This is a genomic window from Acinetobacter sp. CY05 (assembly GCF_059515805.1).
The window spans coordinates 1-15000 of the sequence record NZ_JCAKMW010000003.1; the positions used below are offsets into that span (position 1 = coordinate 1).

The following is a 15000-nucleotide window of genomic DNA, read 5'->3' on the forward strand; positions in this document are numbered from 1 at the left end:
GTAAGCATCCGCTGAACCCCATACCTATTTTTTAATTTTGGTCGGGTTGCCACCGGTGTGGCAGTAATTCTTCAATTTGGGTCACTTTGTGTGTCGGTAGCCTTTTCAGCACATCACTTAAATAGGCATACGGATCCAAGCCATTGAGCTTTGCTGACTGGATTAAAGTCATGATATTGGCAGCTCGTTGGCCACTGCGCAGCGAGCCAGCAAACAGCCAGTTCTTGCGTCCTAAGGCCCAAGGTCGCATCTGATTCTCTACCCAATTATTGCAAATCGGTAGATTGCCATCATCCAGATAGCGGCTTAAAGCTGGCCAACGCTTCAGCGTGTAATTGATGGCCTTGGCGGTGGGAGAACTCGATGGCACCGTCAGTTGATGTTGGTTGAGCCATTCATACAGTTGTTGCATCACCGGTTGACTATGCTGTTGTCGGTATTCGCGGCGCTGTTCTGCTGTACCATCGGTCTTTTTTCTGAGTTCTGCTTCTATGGCATACAGTTTCTGAATCAGCACTAATGCCTGTTCAGCGACCTGACTTTTTTTGGTCACATGCAGTTCATGGAATTTACGACGCGCATGCGCCATACAGCCCACCTCAACGACCTGGCCTGATTTAAAGCGTGCTTTATAACCACTGTAATCATCACAAACCAGATGACCCTGCCAGTTTTTCAGGAACGCTTCAGCATGCTGACCTGAACGACTATCCTGAAAGTCATAGATCACGGCTTGAACCGGATTGTACTGTGTGGTGGCATAGGCCCAGACATAACCTTTCTTCGGTTTTTTCTCATCATCACCCATCCGCATGATGGTGACTGGTGTTTCATCTGCATGCAGCACCCGCTGTTGCAGCACCACCTGTTTTAAGGCATTGGCCAGAGGTTCCAGTTCTACACCGCAGCGACCTATCCAGTCAGATAAAGTGGATCTGGACAGATCAATGCCAGCCCGCTGATAGATCAGGCGCTGACGGTACAGCGGTAAATGATCGGCATACTTCGATACCAGCACATGGCTGAGCAGTTCAGGACTGGCAATACCTTTATCAATCACATAGGCGGGCATCGCTTGCTGAGTCAGGGTATCACACTGATCACAGACCCATTTGCCACGGACATGCTGTTCCTTGTAGAACTGTGCCGGTCTGAAATGCAGTTTTTCACTGATATCTTCGCCGATACGACGTAACTGGCAGCCACAACTGCATTGGGTTGATGCAGGTTCATGCTCAATACGGATGGTGTGTAGATGATCTGGCAGCAGTCGACGTTTAGGTTTGTTGACTGTGGCTTTCTGTGTCGCTGCATCGGTTTTATCTGCATTTAATCGTTCTAATTCCAGATCAACGGCTGCGATATCTTCTTCGACCGCTTCGTCCCATAGATGGATTTGTTTTGCGGTGAGATGTTCGTTTTTACTGCCGAATTTATGCTTTTTAAACAGCGCCAGTTCATGCTCGTATTTTTGATTGAGAATAGAAAGATGCTGAACTTTGGCATCCAATTGCTGGTTTGATTTTTCTAATTCTTGATTTGATTGTGCCAGAGACTGATGCTGCATTGCCAACTGCTGGGTAAATTCCAGCAGTTGTTCATGGGTCAGTTGGCTTAAGTCAGGCAGCGTATTCATGATCGCAGTATGCCTGAGGTCATGACGCAGAGGAAATAGAACGTTTGGAGAATAGCAGAATAACCGAGCTTGGTTTAGAGCATTGTGACCACTTGCTGTCGTCCAATGCGCTGCCAGGGCAAACCCTGGATTAATGCCTGTAACTGTTCCGGGTTGAGGGCCACGGTTTCACCTTGGTGAACTTGAGCCCAGTGGAATTTTCCCTGTTCCAGCCGCCTGGCACACAGCCAGATGCCCAGTCCATCATGTACCAGCACTTTCATACGATGGCCACGTTTATTACAGAACAGGTAAGCACAATGCGGTTTAATGTAGCCAAAGGCTCTCACCACCTGAGCCATGACAGTATCCATCCCTGCTCGCATATCCAGAGGTTGGGTAGAAAGCCAGATTTCATCAATGCGGATCATGTTGCCAGTGCCTTGAGTAATTCTGCTAAAGCAGATATTTCTGATACTTGCCATTTCAAGCCAATTTCTGCTTTTGAGTGGGGTAAAGTAATTTGAACCTTTAACATGTCAGTAGGAGTAGGATCTAATGGTGCAGAGCAAGATAAGGCAATAAATGCAGGTTTATTCGGTAGTGGTGAGCGATCACTCCCTGGCTTAGCATCAATTAAGCGAATCCATTTGGATACAAGATTTGTATTCAATCCATGTTGCAAAGCGACCGAAGCAATTGAAACGTCCGGTGCTTTACAAGCCTGAACGATCTGCTGTTTAAATTCAGCACTGTATGTTCTTCGTTTTTTCGCAAGAGATGCGATGGATGTCTGGTGATTTGTAGTCATAAATTTTAGTCCCCACTTGTTTTTAAGTGGGGACTAAATTAAGGCTTATAGGATGAATTCATAAGGTGTGTTCAGCGGACGCTTACCCTGTGACTAGGCGAAATTTACGTGCAGCAAATGAGAAAAATAGAAAGTTAGATATTAATATCAGTATATGGGGACATTCTTTGGATTTATCAGATCAAGAATACATTAAGGATATTTTTAGTTTAAATGATGATTTTGATCGAAATATAAGAGTGATTGTTTACTATTATGATGATTCGGCAAAGTTCTCTTTGCTCAATAATCTCCTTGCCATTTTAGATAAAGATAAAGTTGAAAAATGGATGAAGAAAAAATGGCTACAGTTTAAGCCTAATCCTCAAATTAATTTTGAAGTTCAACAACAGCAAATTGCTTAAAAACAGCTAAAAACTTGAAAAAAAACACATCAGTATAGAGAATAGAGAATCTGCTGTTTTCTTTACTGGTGCACTATGCTCGAAGATATCAAAATAACCAACCATGAGCTTGTCATTGGTCTTGTGGGCGCGGTGGGTAGTCGCCTTGGGCAACTCAGTGACATTGTGCAAAACCTACTCGAACAGCAATTTAACTACCAAGTCGAAATTATTCGCGTGTCTAAAGACATCCTCGCCGAATTCTATCCGTATACCCAAAATGGCAGCGCCTTTGACCGTATTCATCACTATATGGATAAAGGCAATGAACTGCGCCGTGATTACCAAACCGACTTTTTAGCGCTGCAAATTGTTAAAAAAATCTATCAGCGCCGCCAAATATGGCAACAGCAAAATCCTGAGCAAGATATTCAGCAGCGCCGTGTGGCTTATATTGTGGATTCGTTAAAACACGAGTCAGAGATTCAAGCCTTACGCCAAATTTATGGCAATGGCTTTTTTCAGTTGTCATTATATGAAGCCAAAAGCGCACGTACCCATGCTTTAGTCACCAAATACGGCATGAGTGAAAACAAAGCCAAAATCTTAATTGAACGTGATGAAGGTGAGGCCAATTCGTATGGGCAACATACCAGTGAAGCGTTCCATCTAGCCGACTACTTTTTAAAGTTCGAACATAATCAAAATCAATTACGTGAGTCTTGCTTACGCTTTTTAAAACTGATTTTTAAAAACCCGTATATCACGCCTACTTTTAATGAATTTGCAGCTTATATGTCGTTTAGTGCTAGCTTGCGTTCGGCAGATTTATCGCGTCAAGTGGGGGCAGTAGTGGCCAAAGATGAAACCATTTTAGCCATTGGCTCCAATGATGTACCTAAGTTTAGAGGGGGTACCTATTGGCCCTACTTTAATGAAGAAACGGGCGCGGTCGAAGATGTGCCCAATGGCCGTGACTATATGCGTGGCTATGACGTCAATACCCAAGAAAAGCAGGGTATTATTCAAGATTTGTTAGGCAAAATTGAAAACGTGATTGAACGCGAAATGCCAGATGAGCGCCGTGCTTCAGTCAAAACCGAAATTGAAGCGATTTTAAAACAAAGCAAAATTAAAAATATTTTGGAATATGGTCGCGTGGTACATGCCGAAATGGATGCGCTACTCAGTTGTAGCCGTAGTAATATTTCGACTGTAGGTGCGACTTTATTTGTCACCACTTTTCCATGTCATAACTGCGCTAAACATATTTTGGCAGCAGGGATTGAAAAAGTAGTATTTGTCGAGCCTTATCCGAAAAGTTTAGCACTGCATTTACATCATGAATCAATTACTCAGCGCTGGGAACAACAAGAAAGTGAAATTCATAACAAACTGATTTTTGAACCTTTTGTGGGTGTAGGTGCGCGGAGTTTTATGAACTTATTTTCGCTGTCTTTAGGTGTGGGTGAAAAAGTCAAACGTAAAGATGTCTTTGGTCGCGTACTCGATTGGCAAGCAGAAACAGCAACTTTACGCATGCCAATGCATGTCTTGTCTTATCAAGCCTTAGAAGAAAAAATTATGCAGATGATGCAAAGCAAAAATAAAGCAGATTAAAACTAAAATCCCGCATGTTGCGGGATTTTTTTTAAACTTGAAGTTGTTTTAATTTACGGTCATACACAAACGTACCAAAAGGTAAAATGGCTGCCACTAAACCTGCTACAAACATATTCAATGACCACTTTTCACGTTCACAGACAACCAATAGAACCGCTAAAAAGGCGATCACTAAAATACCGTGCCCCATGCCCACATATTTAACTAAAATAGGATTTCCCCACAGATATTTAAGCGGCATAGCAATAAACAGCAGCAATAAAAAGGATAAACCTTCAATAAAACCAACTAGGCGCAAGGCTTGAATATTCATCTTAAAAAATAGCAAAAACAATACTATATGAGATTTTTAATCTTGCTTTAACTCAAGTTTTAATTAAATTGTAAATGGGTTGTGATGTCTTTGGCAGTCTAGCTCAACTCTGTTGTAGCGTTGGCTTTTAATAACACAATAAAAAAGCAGCCGAAGCTGCTTGTAAACTTAGTGGATGACACCACAGGCAATACGATCACCGCCACCGCCTAAAGGTTTTGGTACATCTGAATAGTTATCACCACCGGCATGAATCATCACTGCACGACCACTGATGTCTGCTAGTTTTAATCGAGGTGCAATTAGACGTACGTTGGCTGTGCCATCTTCTGCCACTTTTAATGCTGGTAAATCGCCTAAGTGACCTGATAAAGGTGTGCCATGGTTGGCAGCGCCATTGCTATTTAAATGGCTACCCGCTGCCAATGCTGCGCCCATTTTGCCATCTTTTTCAGCAGGCGCACATGAGCCATTTTCATGAATGTGAAAGCCACGTTCACCCGCAGGTAAGCCACTTAAATTGGTGCTAATGATTAAACCTGCAACGCTGTCTTGGAACGTGACCGTACCGAGTTTTTGACCCACGCCTTGTGCAGATACGGCATTTACCTCAACAGTTTTTTGTGCTGTAGGGACAATTTTCCCCTGGTCATTGGTGGTGGCACAGCCCACAGTAACGGCTGCGCTCAGAGCTGTAAGAGCTGCAAGTTTATAAAATGACGACATTGTATTTCCTATGGTTGTAATTATAAACAAGAATCATTTAAACAAACTCAAGTGCTTAACTCAATCTAAAGCGGTGACAATCTGTATAAGTTTTACTTGATTTGTGCATCATCCAAATCATGAGCAAGGGTGGCTTTAGGCATTAAGCCTGCATCAACTTCTTTGCTTTCATGCAGCCATTCGCGCCAAATCGCCAATAACACCGCTAAAATTACAGGACCAATAAATAAGCCCACCATGCCAAAGCTGGCCAATCCCCCCAAAACCCCAAACATAATTAAGATAAATGGAATTTGGGTGGCGCCTGAAATCACCAGTGGACGAATCACATTGTCGGCGGTACTCACCACACAAACACCCCATGCCATCACACCAATCGCCTCAATGGTATGACCTTGTGAAAATAACCATAGAGATATAGCACCATAGGCCACAGGCGGACCAAATGGAATCAGGGCAAAGATAAAGGTCACTAGGGTGAGGAGCATTGGATTTGGTACACCAGCAACAAAATAGCTGATACCCGCCAATAATGCCTGTGCAACCGCAGTTAAGCCAACACCATAGACCACTGCGCGTGTTGTTTCAGAAATGGTATCTAGATAATGGTGAACGCGTGGGCCAATGACCATCTCTAACGCACGACTGACTTGGGTTAAAATAGTTTGACCATCGCGGTAAAAGAAAAACAGAGTCAGTACGGCAAAGCAGAGTTTGACCATGTTGCGCGTGACTTCATTTAATACAATCTTGCCGTAATTCAGATGACCCTGTATCCAAAGTGATGCGGATTGAATAATGCTGTTGGGATCTTGATTGATTTCTTGTAAGGTGCGCGTAATTTCTTTACCAATAAAGGGTAAATTAGCAATCACCTCAGGCACAGATAAATGCCCAGAGAAGACTTGCTTTTGTAACTCGTAATACAAGCTACGACCTTCATGCTGGATCATAAAGATCGCAAAAATTACTGGCACACCGACGATTAACACCACCAGCAGAATCATTAAAGTGGCGCTTAAGGTGGCACGTTGACCACAGGCAGCCTTAATACGGCAGTATAAGGGCCAAGTCATATACGCGATAATTGCTGCCCATAACACCGGAACAATAAAGTATTTGAGCACACTAAAGCTCAAAAACAACAAGAAGAAAAACAGTCCAAAGAGCAAGACTTTTTGTATTGTTGGCGCGTACTGATGCACTGATGTCACTGATTGATTAATGGGTCGTTGACCATCTTAACGCAAAAATCGTGCGCAGCAAGTTAAAGCATGTGTCTAATTGGTTTTAATTTAAAACCAATTGCTTGGATCATCAATAATCGCATTCAGCACGGGCTGCCATTGATCTTGCATGGTTAAATAAGTCTTTTGAGATTTATCAAATATATTCAAACCTTGCTGGGCCAATTGTGCATAAGCAACCCGCTCAGAGATCCATGCCAAAGGGGTTTGTCCGACTTTATCAAAAAAGGCCTGCATATCTTTATTGGTGGCACTGTTGGCTTTAACCCGATTGGCCAGTAAATGAATCTGCACTTTGCCTTTACGAATCCGTTTAATATCTTGAATATGCTTTAAAAAGCGTCGCGTACTGTCAATATCAAAAAATGAGGGTTGCAGCGGTGTAATCATGGCATCTGCTTCGGCAATCAATTGTTCAGCATTTGTGCCGGATAAAGCGCCCGGTGCATCAATAATTAAATACTCAATGCCTTTGGGAACTTGGCCAAAGGACTTATCCGCACGCCAGTCGAGGCTTTGAATTTGTGCTGCATCCTGAGGACGTTTTTTAAGCCAATGCAAGGCTGATTTTTGTGGGTCAGCATCAGCGAGTGCCACTTTATAGCCTTTTTGTGCTAGGGCTGTTGCCAAACTAATGGCTGTTATGGTCTTACCACAGCCTCCTTTTTGATTTGCAATTAAAATAGTTTTCATGATCCTGCTGGTTTTATTCTGCTCAGCTCTAGCATAGCATCGTTTTATGTCCAGCATATGACATAGGACAAAAGTATTAACAGCGCTTATATGGCGTAAAACAACCGCTTAAATCAACCTTTTAAACTCTAATCTTTATGTGATAATTCTCATAGATTGATAAGGCGATAGGGTTAAAATCATTGCTGATCAGCATGTTAAAAAACATCTTAATAGCGCTAAATTTGGCTTCAAGGAATAATTAAAATCAGCCACAAAAATGCCGTTTAGATGATGATAAGTGAGCTTAAAAACAGATGAAAAAGCTACAAAAACACAGCAAATGCAATAGCTTTGTTACCGATTTTAAATTGTGATTTAGGCTTAAAGATTTAAGCTAGAAGTACATATAAAACTTAGGATAAGCAGGATGAAAACAGTGTTAATTGCGACGACCTTGGCTGTAGTCAGCATTTTAGGCATTGCGATGACGCATGCTGCCCCTGAATATAATATTGCTAAAGGTCTGCCGCCTGCTTTAGAAAGCCAATCCATTGAAGTGTTACAACCCTTTAAAGGTGATTTTCGTATTTTAGGTTCTAAAGTTTATACCGACGATGCACAAGCCAAATTTTCACCAATTGACTATGCGGTGAGTTGGGGATTGTTTGCTGAACCTGAAATCGCGCGGACCATTAAAGTCAATCAATATGACCGTTATTTAAATTGGAATATGCCACAAGTGCCGGTTCCAGTTGAGCAAGCCATGCAGATGGTATCTAATATGCATATTGTGCCAGCCAACCCAGAAATTGCTCAGCAAATTAAACAGGTTAAGCGTGGTGATCTGGTGCGTTTAAAAGGCGAATTAGTTGAAATTAAAGACCAAGATTTAGTGTGGCGTTCCTCTTTAACTCCAACTGATATTGGCGATGGTGCCTGTGAAGTTTTTCGTGTAAATTCAATTCAGTGGATCGAAAAAGTTCAGGCATGATTAATCGGGGAAAACATGAAAAAAATCACTTTAACGCTGTTAGCGGCAACTTTACTCACCGCCTGTGTGAGCACGCCAAAGCCAACCCAACCACCACAAGGGACCTATCATTATCCAGTGGATACACCGTGTAGCGACAATCTACGCTTAAAAGTAGGTGAGAGTATTACTGTTCAGGTTTATGACAACCCTTCAACGGGCTATAGTTGGAATGTGGTAGGTGCGGAAAAATTTTCAGTACAAAGCGCTTATATTGCCGCAGTGGCCAAGCCTAAGCAGCCCATTATGGTTGGTGCAGGACAAGATAAAACCTTTATCTTTACCGCTAAAGCACAAGGCGATGACCAAATTGCCTTGCATCATGGACATAGCTGGGAAAGCCAATCGGCACCACAATGGTCATGTCAAGTGACCATTGAGTAAAGCTATTGAGTTAAAAATCCTCCTTTTAGGGAGGATTTTTTTATGCTTATTTCGCTGTTAATGCTTGACCCGAAAATTGGATACCTGCCCAGCCATGTTGCATAAATTGGCGGATATTTTGATGATCTGTACCCTCAGGATGGGCTAGCACCGCAGCATAATGTTCAGCAAATAAGCTTAAAGTTTGTGCTTGGTCTAATTGTTGCAACTGCGCAAAGGCAAACACTTTAGCACTGCCTTGATTTTGATCTGCTGCATTGCTTTGGCTACCATTTTTAAATGCAGTTGGGGTATGGGTGTAATGTTGTTCGATATAAGCCAAAACATCGCTAAATTGGGCCTGATTTTGGCTTAAACGTTGCAGTAAATCCTGTGCCATTAGACTTTTATCCTCAAAAAATGTGTTTCGAATATAGCAGGCTTAAGCTTTGTTTTTAATACAGGGTTAAACTGTAGTTTTTAGTTTTTTGTATAACACTATGATGACGTGGTTATTGGTGGCAACTGGTGGAGCAATTGGAGCGATGCTTCGCTATGCATTAGGTTTAATGTTGGTCAAGCCAACTAGCCTATTTCCTTGGTCTACGTGGTGGATCAATTTAGTGGGCTGTGCTTTAGCTGGTATTTTCTTTGCTTTTAGCCAAAAGTATCCAAACTTACAACAAGAAGCACGCTTATTTTTTATGGTCGGGGTATTGGGTGGTTTTACCACCTTTTCAAGTTTTGGTTTAGAAACCTTTCAATTATTAAAACATGGACACTGGATGATTGCCCTAAGTTACGCCTTATCCAGCTTGGTTTTAGGGGTATTGTTGTTAACGCTTATGGTGTATCTGTTGCAGCGTTAAAAATAGGTCTAATGTGGAGATTAGACCTATGCCAGCCATTAATCCGCTTTTTTGCGGCCAAAACGTGCAAAACGTTTATTAAAGCTCGCCACACGTCCTTCATTACTGGTTTGACGTTGTTCACCAGTATAAAAAGGGTGAGAAGCACTGGAAATATCAAGGCTAATATATGGATAAGTCTGACCTTGGTATTCACGAGTTACACTGCTTTGCAAGGTGCTACCAATCACAAAATACACATCAGCGTTGGTGTCATGAAACAAAACTTCATGATATTGGGGATGAATATCAGGACGCATATTGTTTTTCCTAATTTATAGATATGTTATAACATAACATAAAGGGGTAAAAAGTAAACCCAAAGTTGATGAAAACTTTGGGGTGTATACTAAGCTCGGGGCGGCAGCAACTCATCAAATACGTCGTTTAAGTTGTCATTGACCTTGAGGTTGATCAAATTCCAATATTGGCCTGAGATGGTACGATTCACCATTAGAGTATCGGGTGAGGGTTTAAATAAATCCCAGTACTTCAGTGAAGGCTTCACCAATTCCATCGCATCATGATGTGAGCTGTTAGCAGCAAAATCATAATGGGTGGTTAAAGGACGGGTGAAAATCTCAACCCAAGACTCATAGAGCTCGGTTGGAAATTTCCCAGTTTCTGCTAATGAGTTTAAACGTACTAAGTAATCTTCCATGGTCACAAAATCTTGGGCACGTGCAGCATGCACTAGGGCTTTAAAGTTTTCTACCACTTCAGTAGATAAAGTTTTGACCCCACCATAATCGTAAATCAGGACGCTGCCGTCTTCACGAAAAGCAAAGTTACCTGGATGCGGATCACAATGAAAACGTTTTAAATAAAAGATTTCTTGGCCAATGGCACGTAGCAAACGACGGCCGAGTTCATTACGCGTTGCTTGTGACCAAGTACTGGCAGTTTCAATACTATCACCTTGTTCTAAACTTAAAGTTAAAACATGGCGTGAGGAATAGTCAGTGTAGACTTTTGGAATCACGACTTTAGGGTCAAGTTGCTGATGAAAAGTGCGTGCCACTTGCAGGTTTTGTGCTTCAATTTCGTAATTAAGTTCATTATCCAAACTGTCTTGAATTTCTTGAAATAAGCGATCTTGCAGTTTACGTTCAATTTTTAAGACACCCATTAAACGTAGCGCTAAACGTACTTGTTTCAAATCACTTTCACAGGCTTCTTCGACTCCGGGATACTGCACTTTGACCACGACTTGCTCACCATTTTTTAAGATGGCTTTATGGACTTGACCAATCGAGGCTGCTGCAAAAGGAGTTTCATCAAAATGCTGGAACAATTGATCTAAAGGTTGACCGAGCTCTTTTTCCACCTGTGCTTTAATTTGCTTAAAGGGCATTGGCGGTGCTTGACGCTGTAATTTCGCAATGGCTTTAGAAACTTCGGGTGGAAAAATATCTTTATATTGTGAAGCAATTTGCCCCACTTTCATGACAGCACCTTTCATATCCCCTAAGGTTTCAGCAACTTGAACTCCAATGTCTTGGAACATTTTACTGCGTGCGGCATTCTTTTTTTCTTCATCCGCAGTCAAATTGCGTATCGAATTGGAGACAGTTTTTGTCGCGATACTTGCGGTCATGCCTGCAAGTTTTAGAAAACGACGACCAGGCGTACTTGCCGGTTTTGCCATGCGTAAATCCTCGGAAAAAAATCTGCACTATTGAGCTTGATCATAGGCGACAAATGCGCTTGTGCCTACTTTAAATTGTTAAAGGATTGTATAAGGGCGTAGACTCAATCTTATTTTAAAATGAGTCAGCATCATGCAAGTGTATCGCTATTTAACCGGTAAAGATGATGTCAATTTTTGTGCGCGGGTTACGCAGGCTTTAAATGAAGGTTATCAACTCTATGGTTCACCCACTATGACCTTTAATGGTACAGATGTGATTGTGGGACAAGCCATTATTAAGGAAGTTGCTGATGAAACTTTAATGCCACAAGGTTTACAAGATGCAATCCACGCACAAAAAAAAGCGAAGCTTTAAGCTTCGCTTTAGATTTAGCTACTCAGACTTAAACGCTTATTGTTCATATATAAACGCATGAGTAATAAGATACATGCCACGGTTAAACCGACAATTAGACCGATCCATACCCCGGGCGCGCCCATACTGGTAAAACGTGATAAATAAATTCCAACAGGGAAGGCTACAATCCAGTAGGCTACCATAGTGATCCACATCGGGCCTTTGGTGTCTTGCATGCCACGTAAGCAACCTGCGGCACTAATTTGCCATGCATCCATAATTTGATAGGCAATTGCAAACCAGATTAAATACATGGCGACTTCAGCCACCGCTAAATCAGTGGTGTAGATAGAGACAATTTCAGGACGCAACAACCACATAAATAACATCGTCATGAGCGCTAAAGCGGTAGCGGTCAGCAAGCCCAGCTTTTGTACTTTCCGCATGGCAACAAAGTTTTTTTCGCCATAATAGGTTCCGACCCGAATGGTCAATGCCAACGCCAGCGACATGGGAATCATAAACAATTGCGAAGTGACAGAAATGGCAATTTGATGCGCGGCGACAATGGTTTCACCTAAAGGGCTTAAAATAATGGCTGCGGTACTAAAAATACTGACTTCAAAGAAAATCGCTAAACCAATTGGCAGCCCAAGTTTTAAAATACGTTTAATCCAATAGGCATCCATTTTTTCAAAATGACTGAAAATCGAGGTGGCGGTATAAATCTTGGCTTTTTGAATATAAGCCAATAAAGCAAAGAACATCAGCCATTGTAAAATCGCCGTGGCAAAACCGCAGCCGGCACTACCCAGCGCTGGAATGGGGCCAAAGCCATGCATAAAAATAAAATTCAGAGGTACCAATAGCACTAAAGCGATCAAGCTAATTGCGGTGACAGGGCGTGGAAAACCTAAGGCTTCAGAATAACCACGTAAAGCCGCATACATGGTCACCGCAGGCATCCCAAAGCCAATCGCATGTAAGAACAAGCTGGCTTTAGGCAAGAGATTTTCAGGTACACCCAGCACTGGCAGTAAAAATGGCATGAGCTGTAAAACTAAGCCAGCGATAATGCCTAAAATTAATGCCACCCATAAAGATTGCCGCACAATGGTGGCAATTTTCTCAGGTGTTTTGGCGCCGTTGGCTTCTGCCATCAGTGGCGTGGTCGCAATCATAATGCCGCTAAACAGCAACATAATTGGAATCCAAAGACCCACCCCTACCGCAATCGCCGCCAAATCTACTGCGGATAAATGGCCGGCCATAATCGTGTCAATTAAACCAAAACCGGCCTGTGAAAACTGGGTAATTAAGATGGGCAGCATTAAATGCATCAGCTTCTTGAGTTCGAAGCCTGTAGACGTCAATTGTGACACAGTAATACTCATCCTCTAGCGTTGTAGGGTGAGCAGTACACCGACAAATATGACCACGCCACCCAATAAACGTTGCCAATGGATTGGATTTTTTTCGGCACCTAACCAACCAAAATGATCAAATAACATAGAGGTGAGTAACTGCCCAAAAATGACCAAACCTGAAAAAGTCAGAAAACCTAATTTGGGGGCAGTATAGATGCTAACGCTAATTGCATAAACCCCTAATACACCGGCAAACCATGCGTACCATGGCAGGGTGAATATACTGTTTAGTTCAGGTAGCTGTTGCTTTTCTAACACCACTAAGCCCGCCAAAACGATGCTGCCCACACTAAAAGATAAAAATGCCGCCTGTAAAGACGAAGCTAGAATTTGACTGACTTGGGTGTTAATGGCTGTCTGTAAGGTCATGGCAGCGCCAATCGCAAATACTAAGGGCATCAGCATTAATAATGGTGTAGATAAATTCATACACATGATCCATTCTTTTTATTGGCTTTTTTACTGTAACCAAAAACGGTCAGGCTTTTCGTCGGTGTCTTGCTAGAGTCATGTTAAAATACGCAGCATTCTCTTTGTTGTTTTGAGCTTGTGCCTTGGCCAAATTAAATCCGCTTGCTGTGCCCTTATCTTTGTATATTCATATGCCGTGGTGTGTGCGTAAATGTCCATATTGTGATTTTAATTCGCATGCCGTACCGGATGGCAAACTGTCGCTCGAGCTAGAGCAAGAATATTTACATGCTTTAGTAGCTGACTTTAAAACCCAAGTGGATTTTGCCAAAGGGCGTAAAATTCATAGTGTCTTTATTGGGGGCGGCACACCGTCGTTGATTTCAGCGCAAGGCTATACTTGGCTGTTTGCCCAGCTTAAGAGTTTAGTGGCTTTTGAAGAAGATTGTGAAATTACCCTTGAGGCCAATCCCGGCACTGTGGAACATGATCCTTTTAAAGATTATTTAGAGGCAGGGATTAACCGCTTATCACTTGGCGTACAAAGCTTTAATGTTGCACAACTCAAAAAATTGGGTCGTATTCATAGTGATGACGATGCGATTTTAGCAATTCGACACGCCAAAGAAGCAGGCTTTAAGCGGGTAAATGTGGATTTAATGCATGGCTTACCTGAGCAAACCCTAGACCAAGCTTTATTGGATTTAAAGCTTGCGGTTGACAATGGTGCCACCCATATTTCGTGGTATCAATTGACCATTGAACCCAATACGGTATTTTTCCGTACTCAGCCAGTTTTACCCGTAGATGAGGTTTTAGAGGACATTCAGGCAGCAGGTGAGGCCTATTTAAAAGCCAATGGTTTTGTCAACTATGAAGTGTCTGCTTGGCGTAAAGAATTACCCTCTGCGCATAATGTCAATTACTGGCAGTTTGGTGATTACCTAGCGATTGGTGCAGGTGCACACGGTAAAATTACCCAACAAGATGGCGTATATCGTTTCCAAAAAACCCGTTTACCTAAGGACTACTTAGCTAAAGTGCCTGCTGAACATTTGCAATATAAACGTATTGAAGATGCTGACATGCCGTTTGAGTTTATGATGAATGCACTGCGTTTAAATCACGGCGTCGACGCTGCACTTTACCCAGAACGGACAGGCTTAAGCTTAAACACGCTACAACCTGTATTAGATTCGCTACGTCAGCGTCAATTAATGCTCAATGAACCTCATCGTTTAGCATGTAGCGAAAAAGGTCATATCTTTTTAAACTCAGTCTTGGAAGAATTTTTGTAAGCTTGAATGTATATGAATTCATGTGGTGGGCGTCTAGGTCTGTATCTAGAGGGCTTATTCTTACTTTATTGAGAATAGGAAGTTCTAAAAATATACAACACTCACTGTTTCTACTTATACCTAAAGATGGGTAGTACAAGAGTGGTAGATTGGACAGTCTCTCATCAAAAAGCCCAACATGA

Annotated in this window: 19 protein-coding genes; 7 read left to right on the plus strand and 12 right to left on the minus strand. The window is 42.2% G+C overall.

The window, feature by feature from the left end; genetic code table 11:
* Window positions 1-31 precede the first annotated feature (31 nt).
* The 3 genes from tnpC to tnpA form a co-directional block, all read right to left on the minus strand.
* Entirely contained in the window at window positions 32-1636 is a 1605-nt protein-coding gene (tnpC, locus tag AC5YCD_RS03810; RefSeq protein ID WP_496128784.1) for an IS66 family transposase, read from the minus strand.
* A gap of 74 nt (window positions 1637-1710) precedes the next feature.
* On the minus strand, window positions 1711-2046 hold the full coding sequence (gene tnpB / locus AC5YCD_RS03815) for an IS66 family insertion sequence element accessory protein TnpB (RefSeq protein WP_164709242.1): 336 nt from the start codon (window positions 2044-2046) through the stop codon (window positions 1711-1713).
* Window positions 2043-2426: an IS66-like element accessory protein TnpA gene (tnpA, locus tag AC5YCD_RS03820; protein WP_218999213.1), complete on the minus strand. Its 384-nt coding sequence runs from the start codon at window positions 2424-2426 to the stop codon at window positions 2043-2045. Before tnpA ends, tnpB begins: the two co-directional genes overlap by 4 nt.
* Window positions 2427-2515: 89 nt before the next feature.
* On the opposite strand from tnpA, the gene AC5YCD_RS03825 reads away from it, so the two are divergent.
* Both AC5YCD_RS03825 and AC5YCD_RS03830 read left to right on the plus strand, forming a co-directional pair.
* Complete coding sequence (locus tag AC5YCD_RS03825; RefSeq protein WP_496128785.1) at window positions 2516-2830, plus strand: hypothetical protein; 315 nt, start codon at window positions 2516-2518, stop codon at window positions 2828-2830.
* Between the two features lie 75 nt (window positions 2831-2905).
* Complete coding sequence (locus tag AC5YCD_RS03830) at window positions 2906-4429, plus strand: anti-phage dCTP deaminase (protein WP_496128786.1); 1524 nt, start codon at window positions 2906-2908, stop codon at window positions 4427-4429.
* A 31-nt stretch (window positions 4430-4460) separates the two neighbouring features.
* Here AC5YCD_RS03830 and AC5YCD_RS03835 read toward each other — a convergent pair whose 3' ends face one another.
* From AC5YCD_RS03835 to AC5YCD_RS03850, 4 genes are all read right to left on the minus strand, one after another.
* On the minus strand, window positions 4461-4745 hold the full coding sequence (locus AC5YCD_RS03835; protein WP_496128787.1) for a DUF3817 domain-containing protein: 285 nt from the start codon (window positions 4743-4745) through the stop codon (window positions 4461-4463).
* Between the two features lie 168 nt (window positions 4746-4913).
* Window positions 4914-5471 (minus strand): superoxide dismutase [Cu-Zn] SodC, encoded by a 558-nt coding sequence (gene sodC, locus AC5YCD_RS03840; protein WP_496128788.1) that lies wholly within the window; start codon window positions 5469-5471, stop codon window positions 4914-4916.
* A gap of 92 nt (window positions 5472-5563) precedes the next feature.
* Complete coding sequence (locus tag AC5YCD_RS03845) at window positions 5564-6676, minus strand: AI-2E family transporter (protein ID WP_496128789.1); 1113 nt, start codon at window positions 6674-6676, stop codon at window positions 5564-5566.
* A 90-nt stretch (window positions 6677-6766) separates the two neighbouring features.
* On the minus strand, window positions 6767-7411 hold the full coding sequence (locus AC5YCD_RS03850; RefSeq protein WP_496128790.1) for a ParA family protein: 645 nt from the start codon (window positions 7409-7411) through the stop codon (window positions 6767-6769).
* A 466-nt stretch (window positions 7412-7877) separates the two neighbouring features.
* Between AC5YCD_RS03850 and AC5YCD_RS03855 the strand changes: the two genes are divergently transcribed.
* Together AC5YCD_RS03855 and AC5YCD_RS03860 are read left to right on the plus strand one after the other, a co-directional pair.
* Window positions 7878-8384, plus strand: a complete 507-nt coding sequence (locus AC5YCD_RS03855; RefSeq protein ID WP_496128990.1) for a hypothetical protein — start codon at window positions 7878-7880, stop codon at window positions 8382-8384.
* Window positions 8385-8399: 15 nt separating this feature from the next.
* On the plus strand, window positions 8400-8807 hold the full coding sequence (locus tag AC5YCD_RS03860; protein ID WP_496128791.1) for a protease inhibitor I42 family protein: 408 nt from the start codon (window positions 8400-8402) through the stop codon (window positions 8805-8807).
* Between the two features lie 46 nt (window positions 8808-8853).
* On the opposite strand, the gene AC5YCD_RS03865 is transcribed toward AC5YCD_RS03860, so the two are convergent.
* Entirely contained in the window at window positions 8854-9186 is a 333-nt protein-coding gene (locus AC5YCD_RS03865; protein ID WP_496128792.1) for a HopJ type III effector protein, read from the minus strand.
* A 103-nt stretch (window positions 9187-9289) separates the two neighbouring features.
* On the opposite strand from AC5YCD_RS03865, the gene crcB reads away from it, so the two are divergent.
* Entirely contained in the window at window positions 9290-9655 is a 366-nt protein-coding gene (gene crcB / locus AC5YCD_RS03870) for a fluoride efflux transporter CrcB (RefSeq protein ID WP_496128991.1), read from the plus strand.
* Between the two features lie 38 nt (window positions 9656-9693).
* Here crcB and AC5YCD_RS03875 read toward each other — a convergent pair whose 3' ends face one another.
* Window positions 9694-9954: a type B 50S ribosomal protein L31 gene (locus AC5YCD_RS03875; RefSeq protein ID WP_496128793.1), complete on the minus strand. Its 261-nt coding sequence runs from the start codon at window positions 9952-9954 to the stop codon at window positions 9694-9696.
* Window positions 9955-10043: 89 nt separating this feature from the next.
* Complete coding sequence (locus AC5YCD_RS03880) at window positions 10044-11342, minus strand: ABC1 kinase family protein (RefSeq protein WP_496128794.1); 1299 nt, start codon at window positions 11340-11342, stop codon at window positions 10044-10046.
* Window positions 11343-11475: 133 nt separating this feature from the next.
* On the opposite strand from AC5YCD_RS03880, the gene AC5YCD_RS03885 reads away from it, so the two are divergent.
* On the plus strand, window positions 11476-11700 hold the full coding sequence (locus tag AC5YCD_RS03885; RefSeq protein ID WP_496128795.1) for a DUF1737 domain-containing protein: 225 nt from the start codon (window positions 11476-11478) through the stop codon (window positions 11698-11700).
* Between the two features lie 14 nt (window positions 11701-11714).
* Here the strand turns inward: AC5YCD_RS03885 and AC5YCD_RS03890 are convergent, their stop codons facing one another.
* Complete coding sequence (locus AC5YCD_RS03890; RefSeq protein ID WP_496128796.1) at window positions 11715-13076, minus strand: MATE family efflux transporter; 1362 nt, start codon at window positions 13074-13076, stop codon at window positions 11715-11717.
* A 3-nt stretch (window positions 13077-13079) separates the two neighbouring features.
* Window positions 13080-13538 carry a DMT family transporter gene (locus AC5YCD_RS03895; RefSeq protein ID WP_496128797.1) on the minus strand — a complete coding sequence of 153 codons (459 nt, stop codon included), beginning with the start codon at window positions 13536-13538 and terminating at the stop codon, window positions 13080-13082.
* 125 nt (window positions 13539-13663) lie between these two features.
* Between AC5YCD_RS03895 and hemW the strand changes: the two genes are divergently transcribed.
* The gene (gene hemW / locus AC5YCD_RS03900; protein ID WP_496128798.1) at window positions 13664-14818 is read left to right on the plus strand and encodes a radical SAM family heme chaperone HemW; all 1155 of its coding nucleotides are present in this window, start codon (window positions 13664-13666) and stop codon (window positions 14816-14818) included.
* The last annotated feature ends 182 nt before the right edge of the window (window positions 14819-15000 follow it).

Excerpts from the sequence above, each read along its gene's own strand:
- tnpC (WP_496128784.1), bottom strand. The coding sequence starts at position 1,636 with ATGAATACGCTGCCTGACTTAAGCCAACTGACCCATGAACAACTGCTG.
- tnpB (WP_164709242.1), bottom strand. The coding sequence starts at position 2,046 with ATGATCCGCATTGATGAAATCTGGCTTTCTACCCAACCTCTGGATATG.
- tnpA (WP_218999213.1), bottom strand. The coding sequence starts at position 2,426 with ATGACTACAAATCACCAGACATCCATCGCATCTCTTGCGAAAAAACGA.
- AC5YCD_RS03830 (WP_496128786.1), top strand. The coding sequence starts at position 2,906 with ATGCTCGAAGATATCAAAATAACCAACCATGAGCTTGTCATTGGTCTT.
- AC5YCD_RS03835 (WP_496128787.1), bottom strand. The coding sequence starts at position 4,745 with ATGAATATTCAAGCCTTGCGCCTAGTTGGTTTTATTGAAGGTTTATCC.
- sodC (WP_496128788.1), bottom strand. The coding sequence starts at position 5,471 with ATGTCGTCATTTTATAAACTTGCAGCTCTTACAGCTCTGAGCGCAGCC.
- AC5YCD_RS03850 (WP_496128790.1), bottom strand. The coding sequence starts at position 7,411 with ATGAAAACTATTTTAATTGCAAATCAAAAAGGAGGCTGTGGTAAGACC.
- AC5YCD_RS03855 (WP_496128990.1), top strand. The coding sequence starts at position 7,878 with ATGACGCATGCTGCCCCTGAATATAATATTGCTAAAGGTCTGCCGCCT.
- AC5YCD_RS03860 (WP_496128791.1), top strand. The coding sequence starts at position 8,400 with ATGAAAAAAATCACTTTAACGCTGTTAGCGGCAACTTTACTCACCGCC.
- AC5YCD_RS03865 (WP_496128792.1), bottom strand. The coding sequence starts at position 9,186 with ATGGCACAGGATTTACTGCAACGTTTAAGCCAAAATCAGGCCCAATTT.
- crcB (WP_496128991.1), top strand. The coding sequence starts at position 9,290 with ATGACGTGGTTATTGGTGGCAACTGGTGGAGCAATTGGAGCGATGCTT.
- AC5YCD_RS03875 (WP_496128793.1), bottom strand. The coding sequence starts at position 9,954 with ATGCGTCCTGATATTCATCCCCAATATCATGAAGTTTTGTTTCATGAC.
- AC5YCD_RS03880 (WP_496128794.1), bottom strand. The coding sequence starts at position 11,342 with ATGGCAAAACCGGCAAGTACGCCTGGTCGTCGTTTTCTAAAACTTGCA.
- AC5YCD_RS03885 (WP_496128795.1), top strand. The coding sequence starts at position 11,476 with ATGCAAGTGTATCGCTATTTAACCGGTAAAGATGATGTCAATTTTTGT.
- AC5YCD_RS03890 (WP_496128796.1), bottom strand. The coding sequence starts at position 13,076 with ATGAGTATTACTGTGTCACAATTGACGTCTACAGGCTTCGAACTCAAG.
- AC5YCD_RS03895 (WP_496128797.1), bottom strand. The coding sequence starts at position 13,538 with ATGAATTTATCTACACCATTATTAATGCTGATGCCCTTAGTATTTGCG.